Below are 12,583 nucleotides of genomic sequence, written 5' to 3' on the forward strand. Positions count from 1 at the left end.
GGTAAATACGTAAAACGTGAACTTAATGTTGTCGTTGCGACAATAGTCGCTGCCCCTGTCGTTAAGACGAATATTTGCGCGAAATGCTTAAGTGGCGGGAAGGACCGGCTGGGGTCGCGTTATTGCGGGTGCGCTGATTATTGCAAATCACGCAACAGGAATTAAACGATAAAGGCATATATCCGGGTCGGGTGCTTACCTAGAATCCAGTCACTTGCTGCGAGCAGCATTGCGGCAGCAGGCAATTCAAAAAAATCCCGGAGGTTGCAATCATGAAATCGCTCGTTCAAGCCGTTGTCGTCGCTGTTGCCATCGCGGCGCCGGTGGCTGTCTTCGCCCAGTCCGCCGATCAAGGCCTGACCCGCGAACAGGTGCGCGCACAACTCGTCGAATTCCAGCAGATGAGCCGCAATCAGGTCGCAGGTAGTGACGTCGCGGTGAGCGCGCCGGCCGCTCAGGGCGACACTTCATATGGCGGCGTCAGTGGCACGTCGTCGATGGCGGGTCACGGATTTGTTCCCGAAGCGGCCCGCAGGGGGCCGCAGGCCGTGTATTTCGGCGGCGCGTAAGCGAGGCCGGGACGTTCGCGTCCCCGGACTGCCTTTCAGGGAAAGCCCGTGGCGTGTGCCGCGGGCTTTTTCATTTGCAGGATTGTGTCCGTATCCCGATGATCGTCACGACGATGTCGCGTCGGGCACGTCGAGCACGAGATCGGTCTGTGCAACTGCCACGCACGTCAGCACGTAGCCTTCCGCCTTCTCCTCACGGCTCAGCCCCGGCCATTCGATCGTAAAGCGCACTTCGCCGCTCATGACGCGGCAGATACACGTCCGGCACGTTCCGTTGCGGCACAGGCGCGGCAGGTGGATGCCGGCGAAGCCAGCCGCCTCCAGCAACGTGAGTTCCGGCGGCGCATCGAACGTGACGCCGAGCGGCTCGATGCGCACGCGCGGCACTGTGCTGTCCAGCTTGTCCGCACTCACGAAATCGATACTCCCAGCAACCGGCCAGCGCCCGCGGTGAACGCTGCTGCGACGAGCCCGATTGCGATCTGCCGGAACGCTGAAAACGCGGCGCTGCGTCCGTTGAAGAGCGACGTGAACACGCCGACGGTCGCAAGTCCGATCGCGCTCAACACGACCGACTGCACGATCGCCGTCGTGCCGTGCGCCCAGAGAAACGGCGCGGTGGGAAACGCCGCGCCGAGCGCAAACAGACAGAACGACACCGCCGCCGCCGACCACGGATTGCCGCCCAGTTCTTTCGGATCGATGCCGAGTTCCTCGCGCGCGAGGGTATCGAGCGCGTGATCTCGGTCGCGCATGATCTGTGCGGCGACGCGCCGCGATTCCTCGACGTCGAGGCCCTTCGCCTGATAGATCAGCGCGAGTTCGTGGCGTTCGGCATCGGGTGTGTGCTCGATTTCGTCGGCCTCCTTGGCGAGCTGCGTGCGCGCGAGTTCGCGTGCGTTGGTGACCGAAAGCCATTCGCCGAGCGCCATCGAACATGCGCCCGCCACGAGTCCCGCGAGGCCGGTGAGCAGGATCGCGCGGTTGGCGCTGCCCGCGCCCGCGACGCCCATGATGAGGCAGAAGTTCGAGACAAGGCCGTCGTTCGCGCCGAGCACTGCCGCACGCAGATCGTTGCCCGAGGTCGCGCCCTTGTGCCACGACTCGGCGGCGGCGATCTGCTCGCCTTTCGAGCGGCCGCGCTCGGCCCTGCTCGCGACGATCGACTGCACGATCGCCGCGTGCTGTTGCTCTTGCGCGGAGAGCGCTTCGGCACCCGGTTCATGCGCGTAGCGGTCACGGTCGGCGAATTCGGCTGCGGCGACGGTTGGCAGTACGATCGACGGACCGAAAAAGCGCGTGAGCGTCTGTAGCAGTCTGGTCTTCGCGCTGCGTCGATGCGGTCCTGGCTCGATGCCGTTTGCCACGAGTTTGTCGTGCCAGACGCGCGCATGCTCGCGCTCGGACGCAGCGAGTTCGGCGAAGATCGTCCGGCGGTTTGCGTCCTGCTCGACCGTGGCGAGTGTGTCGTAGACAGCGGCGCTGTCGAGTTCGTCGGCGAGGTTGCGCCGAAAGCGTTTGAGTTCCTGGGCAGAGGCCATGGGGCACGAAAAGGAAAGAACGGTGCAAGCTTAACCTGGCGCGCCGCGCGAGCGCTTGCGCGGCACAAGCGCGAGCGCCGGAATCGCCGGTACACGGGAGGTCGTGTGCGTGACCGCGTTCACGTGCTGCGGCCACGACGCTGAAGCAGCGGCGCCGCCCCGTCTTGCAGGCGGGCACGGTATCAGCTCGCGTCCGTCTGCGGTTGTTCCGGGCGGTCTGAGCGCACGGCGGCGACGGTATATCGCTCGCATGTTTCTCGTTGCTCCGCAGCGTGACGCGGTATTTATTTGCGCGGATTTGCGCGTCGCTTTCCGATCGCGGAACTGCGGCCAGCTTTAGACCGGATGGCACGCCGCAGATTCCGCTTGCGTTCGTTTGCGCCAGTGCCAGGATGGTAGCGAGGGCGCAGCGCGTCTCGCGCCCCGGCGGCGGCTGACGGGCCGAGGCCGGCTCCGTTTTGCGGAGTACATCATGGTGCAAAGCGAATTCAGGATTCTCGTGGCGACGCTCGCCACGTTCGTCTCGCTGTTTGGCCTGGCGGTCGTGATCCACGGACTGTTCTTCGACTTGAGCGACGTCGTGCTCTACGGCGTGGCAACGATCGGGGCAGGTGTCATTGCGTTCGTGGTGATGCTGACCCTGCATCCCCACGATGTCGAGCAGCATCGGCATCGCGAAACGTAACGCGGGTACACCGCTACCCACGTTTCGCGGCAGTGCAGCATCCGTGCACGCGGACGGGGGCAGTCTGTGCGCACGCAACCGGTGCATGACGGAAATGGTGCCGGACGCTCGTTTTCACGCATGTGGCGACGTCGACCTTGCGGCCTGTCAGAAGTCGTCTAAAGTGAATCCAATCAATCGCCGCAAACGTGTCATGCAGAGCATCAACGGACGGCGGCTGATGAGAATTCCGCGCGTGCGCCGGGGAGGAGCAGCGGTAGCGCGGCCCGGTCACCCTCAACCGAAGGCCATCCCCATGCAGATCATTTTTCCGAAAGTAGTTCCCGAATATTCGGGGGGCGAATTGACCCTGGCGTTTCCGGCGATGGTCGATGGGCAGAGGGTGGAATGCACGATCACCGCTGAGGCGCTGGAAGATCACTTCGGCGCGGCGTCGCCACGTGCCGAGGACATGCTCCATGCGTTTGACAGCCATCGCGAACGGATCGAAGCCGTCGCGCGTCGGCTGCTGTCCGATACGCGTGCCCAGTGCCTTGTGCTGCGCAGCGGCTATGTCCGCTTCGCGCAGGCCCACGGCGCCGCTTCCTGAGCGCAGGCGCCCGCGTGCCGGGCGCATTTCCTTGTGTTGTTCGCGAATGCCGGGCTTTGCGCCCGGCTTCGCATTTTCACGCTCAGATCATGCGACGCAGCGTGTTGTCGCGCAGCACGAAGTGGTGCGCGATCGCTGCCAGCGCGTGTAGTCCAACTACCCAGTAAAAGACATTGCCAATCAGTTCGTGCGCGTTCTTGAAGATCTCGCGCGCGATCGGATCGGCTCCGATTAGCGTGATCTGCAGGTCGACGCCCTGGAGCGCCACTGGGTGGCCCGCCGCGTTGATCATCAGAATGCCGAGCAGCGGCTGCACGAAGATGAACAAATAAAGCATGAGATGCACCAACCGCGAGAGGAACGCGAACAGGCGCTTCGAATCGATTTCGGCGGGTGCGCCATGCCACAGCCGCCACAGGAGGCGCAAGGTGGCGAGCGAGAGCACGAGCGAGCCCGCCCAGAAGTGCACGTTGCTCCAGAACACACGGCTGTCCGTGCCTTTCGGCCCGCGCACTTCGATCGAGAGCCAGGCGAGCGCAACGAGCAGAAAAATGAGCCAGTGAAAGAATTTCGCGGGCTTTGAATAGCGGTCGGCGGTGGCTGCGTAGGTGGCCAAGGGAACTCCTGTAATCGGTAACGCGGTAACGTATTGCGAGCAACCTCATATGATAAGGACGGTGAGCTACTGCGTGGGCTCGGACGTTGACTGATTTTGACGCGGCGCGGTATTGATGCACGTCAAGCGCTCTTGTGCGGCATGTTGCGAGGGTGTTTGGGCGGCGCTGCGTGACGGGCGCTGCGCCCAGGAAGTGATGCAACGAGCCGTGGGGTATGTGGCGCGAAGTCGCGGGGAGGGTGCGGCCGGCGCTATATGGCCGGAAAGGCCGGAGAGGCAACGGGCGGCGCAAGGCCGCCCGTTCAGCGCTTATTCGGCGCCCAGGTAGGCATAGCGGAACAGGAACACCGCCGCGACGATCCACACGATCAGCTTCACCTGGCGCGCGCGGCCGGTCAGCAGCTTCAGTCCGGCGTATGAGATGAAGCCGAACGCCACGCCGTTCGCGATCGAAAACGTGAACGGCATTGCGAGCGCGGTGAGCGTGGCGGGCACGGCTTCGGTGGCGTCGTCCCAGTCGAGGACGGCGATCTCGCGCATCATCAGGCACGACACATAGAGCAATGCGGGCGCGGTCGCGTAACCGGGCACGACGCCCGCGAGTGGCGCGACGAACAGGCACGCGAGGAACAGCACGGCCACGGTCAGCGCCGTGACGCCGGTGCGCCCGCCCGCCTGCACGCCCGAAGCGCTTTCGATATACGCCGTGGTCGACGACGTGCCGAGCACCGAACCCGCGAGGATGGCGGCACTGTCCGAGAGCAGCGCACGGTTCAGGCGGTGCATCTTGCCGTGCACGAGCAGGCCCGCGCGGTTCGCCACGCCCATCAGCGTGCCGGTGGCGTCGAACAGTTCGACGAGAAAAAACACAAGGATCACGTGCAGAACGCCTTTCGAGAGCGCCGCGCGGATGTCGAGCTGCATGAAGGTCGGCGCGAGCGAAGGCGGTCGGGCGAAGACGCCGTGAAACTCGTTGCCGCCAAAGAAGAACGAGAGGACCGTGATGCCCACGATGCCGATCAGGATCGCGCCGCGCACGCGCAGGACGTCGAGCGTGACGATCGCGAAGAACCCGATGATCGCGAGAATCGTGTGCGGATCGTGCAGGTTGCCGAGCGCGACGAGCGTGGCCGGGTTGCCGGTGATCACGCCGGCGCTCTTGAGTGAAATGATCGCGAGGAAAAGGCCGATGCCGGCCGTGATCGAGACGCGGATCGAATGCGGAATGCCGTTGATGATCGCTTCGCGCACGCGCAGCAGCGTCACGATGAAGAACAGAATCCCCGAGACGAACACGGCGCCGAGCGCCGCTTGCCAGGTAAAGCCCATTCCTTTGACGATGGTGTACGCGAAAAAGGCGTTCAGGCCCATGCCCGGCGCGAGCGCGATCGGGTAGTTCGCGTAGAGACCCATGACGATCGACGCGAGCGCGGCGACGAGGCAGGTGGCGACGAACACCGCGTCCTTCGGCATGCCGGCATCCGCGAGGATGGCCGGGTTGACGAAGATGATGTAGGCCATCGTGAGGAATGTCGTGAAACCGGCGAGCACTTCGGTGCGCAGGTTGGTTCCTGCTTCTTCGAAGCCGAAATAGCGTTGGATGGCGTCCATGAGGATCGGGCCCTTGGGTGTCGAGCGAAATGCTACGTTGGGGGGATCGACGGCGTCGCAGAGAACGCAAACGCGCAGCGTCCGCAGCGTCGTTAACGGCGCGATTGTAAACACGCTTGCGTGGAGGCGTGCCCGAATGTGGCAGCGGCAGTAGTGCAGGCGCAGCAGCGCTGGCGGGCTGAGGAATCCGCCTCGGTGCCGCTCGCGGGTGTCGATAGGGGCGCTCGTCTGCCTTGCATGCAGACTAGCGCGCCCGAAACGGGCGAGTATTGCAGGATGCGCTGGCGCGAAGCGGGAACTCCGCGCCGGCGATGACAGGCCCGACGTTCAGGGCTGGCGCATTACTGCGATTGCATCGGCTGCATGGCCCCGCCTGCGGCAGCGCGTTCCGCGCGCCGCTGCGCCACGATGACGCTCGCGCGCTGTGCGTTTTCTGGATATTCGAGCCAGTTGAGCGGATCGTAGCCGGCCTGAAGCCAGTCGATCAGGTCGGCGCGGACCTGGGCGCGTGTGAGGGGACCCTGCGGGTTGTTTGTCAGGTCTTGCGCCAGCGCCGAAGCCGAGGCGACCGAGCAAGCCGCCACAAGTGAAGCGAGTGCGATACGAGAGGACGTGGTCATGGCAATACCTCTAATGCCAGGGATTACCCGCAAAAGTATAGGTGTTATCTCGATAAATTGAAGGCGCGCCGATGCAACCGGAGACGATGGCCGCTATTGCCGATGGGGCGTCGTTTGGGTGAGCGCGCGCGGCGCTTCACGCATGGCCGCGTCATTGCGCGGTTTCCCGCTGGCGGGCAAGCCGATAGTCGGCGGGCCGCATCCCGGTCCACTTGCGGAAGGCCCGGTGGAATGCGCTCGGTTCGGCGAAACCGACTGCCGCCGCGACGTCCGCGACTGACCGGCGCCCATCCTGCAGCGCGGCGATCGCCAGGTCGCGCCGTAATTCGTCCTTGATCGACTGGCAGCTATGACCCTCGTGCTTGAGTCGCCGTCGCAGCGTAGCGGGCGCGACGTTCAGGCGATGAGCGATCGTGTCGGCGTCGGGCCACGCTGCGACTGGAAGCGCGCGCAGCGTCCGGCGTACGCGCGCGGCGAACGAACCAGGATTGCGGTACTTCACGACGAAGTTGCCCGGCGCATTGCGCAGGAATGTGCGCGCCGAGTCGGGCGTCTGGATCACCGGCAGGTCTAGAAACGCAGGCGACAGATCGACGTACGACGTTTCCTGGCCGAACGCCATGTCGTCGCAGAACATGAGCCGGTACTCTTCCACCGCCGCGGGCGCCGCGCAGCGAAACCGTGCCGTGGCGAGCGGAATGCGCCGCCCCACCAGCCAGCACACGAGCCCGTAGACGAGGATGAACCACGTCGCGTAGGCGAACATCGTCGGCGTGGGCGTGCCGTCGCGGTGGGCGAAGGTGATGCGGACGCGCGTCTCGTCGATGTCGATGTGCGCGGCCAGGTCGTCGAGCACGAGCCGCATGAAGTCCACCGCGCGCTGCAGCGCGCGGCGGCCCGTGCGTGCGCCCAGCGCCGCATGCGTCATCGCGACGAAGCTCCCGCTCTTCATCGCGTGCGAGTCCTGACCGAAGAATTCGTCGTCGAGCGCGCGTGCGATCACCGTCCAGAGCGCGCCATATTGGGCCGCGCTCACGCGCGCGCCGGGTGTCGCGAGCGTGGCGCGGGCGATGCCCGCGGCCTCCAGAAGCGGCGTGGCGTCGAGCTTCCGGGCTCGCGCCAGCGCGAGCGTTTCGTTGACGAGACTCATCGCGATGGTGCCTTTTTCGCTCAGCCTGCCTGGTTTTGCGTGTTGCAAGAGATGCCTCGCCAGAGGGGTTGCCGGGACCTATATGGTAAATCCGATCAGCGACTTTGATCGTGGCGGACATAGGACGCCGCTCTCCGGATGCCTACACTTTTTGCAGGCCTTGCAACCGCGAGCGCGGGGCGTGACAGTGGCAACGAAAGGTATCGCGGGCACCGCGCGCCTCGCTGCAACGCACCATGCGGGCTACGCGCGAAAGACAGGAAGGGGACACAGATGGACGAGTTCTACACCGACGATCAACGGATGATCCGCGACGCCGCACGCGACTTCGCGACCGAACGCCTCGCGCCGAACGCCGCCCAATGGGACCGCGACGGCAAGCTGCCCGACGAGGTCGTGACGCAGCTCGGCGACCTGGGCTTTCTCGGCATGATCGTGCCGCAGGAACTGGGCGGTTCGTACACCGACTACGTGGCTTACGCACTCGCGATGGAGGAGATTGCGGCCGGTTGCGCGTCGTGCGCGACGCTCGTGAGCGTTCACAACTCGGTCGGCTGCGGGCCGATCCTGCAGTACGGCACCGAGGCGCAGAAGGACAGCTATCTGCGCAAGCTCGCAACGGGCGAGATGATAGGCGCGTTCTGCCTGACCGAGCCGCAGGCCGGCTCCGAGGCCAACAACCTGCGCACGCGCGCCGAATTGCGTGATGGCCAGTGGGTGATCAACGGCAGCAAGCAGTTCGTCACGAACGGTTCGCGCGCCAACATCGCGATCGTGTTCGCCGTTACGGACCCCGGCGCGGGCAAACGCGGCATTTCCGCTTTCATCGTACCGACCGGTACGCCGGGCTTCAACGTCGGACCGACCGAGAAAAAGATGGGCATTCGCGCTTCCGACACCTGTCCGATCACGCTCGACAATTGCGCGATCCCCGAAGCGAACCTGCTCGGCCAGCGCGGGGAGGGCTTGAAGATCGCGCTGTCGAACCTCGAGGGCGGACGCATCGGCATTGCGGCCCAGGCGCTCGGCATCGCGCGTGCAGCGTTCGATGAGGCGCGCGCCTACGCACACGAGCGCGTGCAATTCGGCGAGCCGATCGTGCGGCACCAGAGCGTGGCGAACATGCTGGCCGACATGCACACGCGCATCAACGCTGCGCGCCTTCTCATTCACCACGCGGCGCGGCTGCGTACGCTCGGCAAGCCGTGTCTTTCGGAGGCGTCGCAGGCGAAGCTCTACGCATCCGAAATGGCCGAGGAAGTGTGCTCGCACGCAATCCAGATTCACGGCGGCTATGGCTTCCTCAACGACTATCCGGTGGAGCGTCACTACCGGGACGCGCGTATCACGCAGATCTATGAAGGCACGAGTGAGGTGCAGCGCATGGTGATTGCGCGTCAGCTTTGAAATAAAAAAGGATTGCCAGGTATTCGAATAATGAACAAGTAGGGAACACGCGCCGACAGTTCTACGTGGGATCGCACAAGGCGCGAAACACAGGAGACGACGATGACCGGCTTCACCCCTTCCGCGCAGGCCTTTCTCGACGCACGCGACCTGCTGCTGCGCCACCGCACCGACTACGCGCGCGCGTACAGCGAATTCGCGTGGCCGAAGCTCGACACGTTCAACTGGGCGCTCGACTACTTCGACGTGATGGCGCGCGGCAACGACAACCCGGCGCTCTGGATCGTCGACGACCCAGCGGGCGGCGGCACGCGTCTTTCGTTTGCGCAGATGTCCGAGCGCTCTTCGCGCATGGCGAATTTCCTGCGCGAACAGGGCGTCGTGCGCGGCGACCGTCTGTTGTTGATGCTGCCGAACCGCGTCGAACTGTGGGACGTGATGCTTGCGGCGATGAAGCTCGGCGCGGTGGTGCTGCCCGCCACGACGCAGCTTTCCCCCGACGACGTGCGCGAGCGCGTGGAGGCGGGCGGCGCGCGTTACGTTGTCGTGGATGCTGCGGAATTGGGCAAGTTCGAATCACTCGACATTCCCGTGACGCGTATCGCGGTCGGCGCGCAACGCGACGGCTGGATCGACCTCTCGCGCGCCTCCGAGGCGAGCGCCGCGTTCGAACCTGACGGCCCGACACGCGCGAGCGATCCGCTCCTGCTCTACTTCACCTCGGGCACGACGTCGAAGCCGAAGCTCGTCGAGCACACGCACGAGAGCTACCCGGTCGGCCATCTTTCGACGATGTACTGGATCGGCCTCATGCCGGGCGACGTGCACTGGAACATCAGTTCGCCGGGCTGGGCCAAGCACGCGTGGAGCTGCCTCTTCGCGCCGTGGAATGCGCAGGCCTGCGTGTTCGTCTACAACTACGCGCGCTTCGTGCCGAAAGACACGCTCACCGCGCTCGTGAAGTGTGGCGTGACCACGCTCTGCGCGCCGCCCACGGTGTGGCGCATGCTCGTGCAGGAACCGCTGGCGGAGTATCCGGTGAAGCTGCGCGAGATCGTCGGTGCGGGCGAGCCGCTCAATCCCGAGGTCATCGAACGCGTGCGCCACGCGTGGAATATCACGATCCGCGATGGCTACGGCCAAACCGAAACCACCTGCCAGATCGGCAATTCGCCAGGGCAGCCCGTCGTGCCCGGATCGATGGGCAGACCGCTCCCGGGCTATCGCGTCGAGCTGGTCGATCCCGACGACCACAGTGCCGCCGAAGGCGAGATCGCGCTCACGCTCGCGCAACGGCCGCTCGGGCTCATGACGGGCTATGCGAACAACGCAAAGGCAACCGAATACGCAATGCGCAACGGCTACTACCACACGTCCGATGTCGCCATGCGACGCGACGACGGCTACTACGTCTACGTGGGCCGCGCCGACGACGTGTTCAAGTCGTCGGACTACCGGCTGAGTCCGTTCGAACTGGAGAGCGTGCTGATCGAGCATGAGGCGATTGCCGAAGCCGCTGTCGTGCCGAGCCCCGACGAGCTGCGTCTCAGTGTGCCGAAGGCCTTCGTGATCGTACGCAACGGCTATGAAGCCGGCCCCGATCTTGCGCGCGAGGTGTTCCGCTTCTCGCGTGAAAAGCTCGCGCCGTACAAGCGGATTCGCCGCCTGCAGTTCAGCGACCTGCCGAAGACGATCTCCGGTAAGATCCGCCGCGTCGAACTTCGTCGCCGCGAAATGGACCGCCCGGCTGACGCCGCCCGCATGCCCGGCGAGTACTGGGAAGAGGATTTTCCCGACCTGCGCTGAATCCGGCCGGCGTGCTAAACGTGGTTGAATTCGAATACGTGCATGACGGCGCGGTGGCCATCCGCGGACGTCGTCGCGACCGGCGCGAAGGCGTCAACGCGTTCCTCGAAAAACGCGCACAAAGATAAAATATTGAAACGGAGAACTAATCAATGAGTGCATCACCCGCTTCCGTGCAGACCTCCGAGGAAGCCGAAGTGCTGTATCGCGTCGTCAACGGTGTCGCGATCGTGACGCTGAACCGGCCTGCCGCGCTCAATGCGCTTTCGCACGCGATGGTGCGGGATCTCGCCGTGGCGCTCGAACGCATGCGCGCCGACGACGACATCGTCGCAATCGTTCTCAACGGCGCAGGACCCAAGGGCTTTTGCGCGGGCGGTGACGTACGCGCACTCCACCAGCAGGCCGTGCGTGGCGAAAAGCTGGGCGTGACGGGCTGGCAGCAGTTTTTCGTCGATGAATACCGGCTCGACTACGCGCTGCATACGTTTTCCAAGCCCGTTGTCGCGCTGCTCGATGGCGTGACGATGGGCGGCGGCATGGGGCTCGGACAGGCGGCGACGCTGCGGGTCGCCACCTCACGCACGAAGATCGCGATGCCCGAGACGCGAATCGGCCTGCTGCCTGATGTGGGCGCGACGCACTTTCTCGCGGCGATGCCGGTGGAAATGGAACTCTACGTGGGTCTGACCGGTGTGACGCTGTCCGGCGCGGATGCGCTTTACTGTGGACTCGCGGACGCCTGCGTGTCAGGCGAATGGCTCGACGGATTCGAAGCGCGGCTCGCTCAAACGCCGATGCAGGCGGGCGACGTGAGCGGCGCGCTGCGCCGCGTGTTCGAAGCGCCTTGCCACGTTGCACAGACGGGTACGCTCGAAGCGCATGCGTCGCTGATCAAGCAGTACTTCGAGCGCAGCAGGACGGTGGAACAGATCGTTCACGCGTTGCAGGTGGGTCTCGCCGATGAAGCTGCGTCCGCGCAAACGCAGGCCTGGCTCAAGGCGACGCTCGACGCGCTCACGCACTACTCGCCGACGATGCTCGAAGTAACACGCGAGGCGCTCCTGCGCGGCCGCAACCTGACGCTCGCGGAGAGCTTCCGCATGGAGCTGGGCATCGTGACGCGCGCGATCGAAGAGGGGGACTTCTGCGAGGGCGTGCGCGCCCATCTCGTGGACAAAGACCGCATGCCGCGCTGGGTTCCGGCCAGGCTGCCCGAAATGCGGCCCGAGCGCGTTCAGCATTTTCTCGCTTCACCGTGGCGCAGCGACGCCCATCCGCTAGCGGATCTGGGCGTGTGATCAGACACGCCGCGGCCGTCATGGCTGCGGCGTACTGCTCTCCGGCACAGTGGGCCGCGTCGCCTGAACCTCGAACGGCTCGCCCGTCGAGAAGAACGTGCCACCCGCTACGTAGTGGCAGGTGCGCAGCCCGGGCGCATCGTCGAAGTGCCAGCGATTGTCCGAATACACGCGGCGGTCCGCATACGCCGCCACCACCTCCGCGAGGATCAGGTCGTAGCGCTGGCTGTCGTCCGGGATCACTTTGCATTCCATCCACGCGGTGCAACCCGAAAGCATCGGCACGTCGATCTGCTGCGCGCGGAAGGTCTGAAGCCGGAATGCCGCGAATTTGTCGAGCTCGAGGCCGTTGCTCGTGCCCACCGCGAGCGTCTCTCGCGCGAACGCCACACCCGGCACCTGCAGGCCGAACACGCCGCTCGCTTCGATGAGTCTGCGCGTGAGCGTGTTGTTGTCGATCACCACGACGACCTTCGGGGGCGAGAAGTCGAGCGGCATGGCCCACGATGCGGCCATCACGTTCGTGCGCCCTTCGTGCTGGCTTGTGATGATCGTGACGGGGCCGTGATTGAGCAGGCGCGTGCAACGCGCGAGATCGACGGTTTCGCGGAAATGTCCGGCGGTCATGATGCGGTCCTCGGGTTTGATGCGAGCGCGCGGCGCGCGGATGTCATTGCCTTGGCGGCCG

13 protein-coding genes are annotated in these 12,583 nt (G+C 64.9%); 6 read left to right on the forward strand and 7 right to left on the reverse strand.

Annotated features, from left to right (window positions below; genetic code table 11):
- The first annotated feature begins 272 nt into the window (after window positions 1–272).
- The gene (locus D1Y85_RS15405) at window positions 273–569 is read left to right on the forward strand and encodes a DUF4148 domain-containing protein (protein WP_124151930.1); all 297 of its coding nucleotides are present in this window, start codon (window positions 273–275) and stop codon (window positions 567–569) included.
- A gap of 105 nt (window positions 570–674) precedes the next feature.
- On the opposite strand, the gene D1Y85_RS15410 is transcribed toward D1Y85_RS15405, so the two are convergent.
- Together D1Y85_RS15410 and D1Y85_RS15415 are read right to left on the reverse strand one after the other, a co-directional pair.
- Window positions 675–983: a 2Fe-2S iron-sulfur cluster-binding protein gene (locus D1Y85_RS15410; protein WP_246024923.1), complete on the reverse strand. Its 309-nt coding sequence runs from the start codon at window positions 981–983 to the stop codon at window positions 675–677.
- The gene (locus D1Y85_RS15415) at window positions 980–2,110 is read right to left on the reverse strand and encodes a VIT1/CCC1 transporter family protein (protein ID WP_124151931.1); all 1,131 of its coding nucleotides are present in this window, start codon (window positions 2,108–2,110) and stop codon (window positions 980–982) included. The genes D1Y85_RS15410 and D1Y85_RS15415 overlap by 4 nt, the downstream gene beginning before the upstream one ends.
- Window positions 2,111–2,582: 472 nt before the next feature.
- Between D1Y85_RS15415 and D1Y85_RS15420 the strand changes: the two genes are divergently transcribed.
- Window positions 2,583–2,795 carry a DUF2964 family protein gene (locus D1Y85_RS15420; protein ID WP_124151932.1) on the forward strand — a complete coding sequence of 71 codons (213 nt, stop codon included), beginning with the start codon at window positions 2,583–2,585 and terminating at the stop codon, window positions 2,793–2,795.
- Between the two features lie 295 nt (window positions 2,796–3,090).
- Window positions 3,091–3,384: a DUF1488 family protein gene (locus D1Y85_RS15425; protein ID WP_124152002.1), complete on the forward strand. Its 294-nt coding sequence runs from the start codon at window positions 3,091–3,093 to the stop codon at window positions 3,382–3,384.
- An 82-nt stretch (window positions 3,385–3,466) separates the two neighbouring features.
- Here D1Y85_RS15425 and D1Y85_RS15430 read toward each other — a convergent pair whose 3' ends face one another.
- From D1Y85_RS15430 to D1Y85_RS15445, 4 genes are all read right to left on the reverse strand, one after another.
- Entirely contained in the window at window positions 3,467–4,000 is a 534-nt protein-coding gene (locus tag D1Y85_RS15430; protein ID WP_124151933.1) for a cytochrome b, read from the reverse strand.
- A 309-nt stretch (window positions 4,001–4,309) separates the two neighbouring features.
- Complete coding sequence (locus D1Y85_RS15435; protein ID WP_124151934.1) at window positions 4,310–5,611, reverse strand: NCS2 family permease; 1,302 nt, start codon at window positions 5,609–5,611, stop codon at window positions 4,310–4,312.
- 341 nt (window positions 5,612–5,952) lie between these two features.
- A complete protein-coding gene (locus D1Y85_RS15440) occupies window positions 5,953–6,231 on the reverse strand; it encodes a DUF4148 domain-containing protein (protein ID WP_124151935.1) in 279 nt (92 codons plus the stop codon).
- A gap of 151 nt (window positions 6,232–6,382) precedes the next feature.
- A complete protein-coding gene (locus D1Y85_RS15445) occupies window positions 6,383–7,381 on the reverse strand; it encodes an AraC family transcriptional regulator (protein WP_124151936.1) in 999 nt (332 codons plus the stop codon).
- 273 nt (window positions 7,382–7,654) lie between these two features.
- Between D1Y85_RS15445 and D1Y85_RS15450 the strand changes: the two genes are divergently transcribed.
- From D1Y85_RS15450 to D1Y85_RS15460, 3 genes are all read left to right on the forward strand, one after another.
- Window positions 7,655–8,788 carry an acyl-CoA dehydrogenase gene (locus D1Y85_RS15450; RefSeq protein WP_124151937.1) on the forward strand — a complete coding sequence of 378 codons (1,134 nt, stop codon included), beginning with the start codon at window positions 7,655–7,657 and terminating at the stop codon, window positions 8,786–8,788.
- 102 nt (window positions 8,789–8,890) lie between these two features.
- Window positions 8,891–10,594 (forward strand): AMP-binding protein, encoded by a 1,704-nt coding sequence (locus D1Y85_RS15455; RefSeq protein ID WP_124151938.1) that lies wholly within the window; start codon window positions 8,891–8,893, stop codon window positions 10,592–10,594.
- Between the two features lie 152 nt (window positions 10,595–10,746).
- A complete protein-coding gene (locus D1Y85_RS15460; protein WP_124151939.1) occupies window positions 10,747–11,895 on the forward strand; it encodes an enoyl-CoA hydratase/isomerase family protein in 1,149 nt (382 codons plus the stop codon).
- Between the two features lie 18 nt (window positions 11,896–11,913).
- Here D1Y85_RS15460 and D1Y85_RS15465 read toward each other — a convergent pair whose 3' ends face one another.
- On the reverse strand, window positions 11,914–12,522 hold the full coding sequence (locus D1Y85_RS15465) for a flavin reductase family protein (RefSeq protein WP_124151940.1): 609 nt from the start codon (window positions 12,520–12,522) through the stop codon (window positions 11,914–11,916).
- Window positions 12,523–12,583 lie beyond the last annotated feature (61 nt).

This window comes from Paraburkholderia dinghuensis, assembly GCF_003837865.1.
GTDB classification, from domain to species: Bacteria; Pseudomonadota; Gammaproteobacteria; order Burkholderiales; family Burkholderiaceae; genus Paraburkholderia; species Paraburkholderia dinghuensis.

Bases quoted from the DNA above. Each gene is read 5' to 3' on its own strand.
- D1Y85_RS15460 (WP_124151939.1), top strand. From the start codon at position 10,747: ATGAGTGCATCACCCGCTTCCGTGCAGACCTCCGAGGAAGCCGAAGTG.
- D1Y85_RS15420 (WP_124151932.1), top strand. From the start codon at position 2,583: ATGGTGCAAAGCGAATTCAGGATTCTCGTGGCGACGCTCGCCACGTTC.
- D1Y85_RS15450 (WP_124151937.1), top strand. From the start codon at position 7,655: ATGGACGAGTTCTACACCGACGATCAACGGATGATCCGCGACGCCGCA.
- D1Y85_RS15455 (WP_124151938.1), top strand. From the start codon at position 8,891: ATGACCGGCTTCACCCCTTCCGCGCAGGCCTTTCTCGACGCACGCGAC.
- D1Y85_RS15445 (WP_124151936.1), bottom strand. From the start codon at position 7,381: ATGAGTCTCGTCAACGAAACGCTCGCGCTGGCGCGAGCCCGGAAGCTC.
- D1Y85_RS15435 (WP_124151934.1), bottom strand. From the start codon at position 5,611: ATGGACGCCATCCAACGCTATTTCGGCTTCGAAGAAGCAGGAACCAAC.
- D1Y85_RS15465 (WP_124151940.1), bottom strand. From the start codon at position 12,522: ATGACCGCCGGACATTTCCGCGAAACCGTCGATCTCGCGCGTTGCACG.
- D1Y85_RS15415 (WP_124151931.1), bottom strand. From the start codon at position 2,110: ATGGCCTCTGCCCAGGAACTCAAACGCTTTCGGCGCAACCTCGCCGAC.
- D1Y85_RS15425 (WP_124152002.1), top strand. From the start codon at position 3,091: ATGCAGATCATTTTTCCGAAAGTAGTTCCCGAATATTCGGGGGGCGAA.
- D1Y85_RS15440 (WP_124151935.1), bottom strand. From the start codon at position 6,231: ATGACCACGTCCTCTCGTATCGCACTCGCTTCACTTGTGGCGGCTTGC.
- D1Y85_RS15405 (WP_124151930.1), top strand. From the start codon at position 273: ATGAAATCGCTCGTTCAAGCCGTTGTCGTCGCTGTTGCCATCGCGGCG.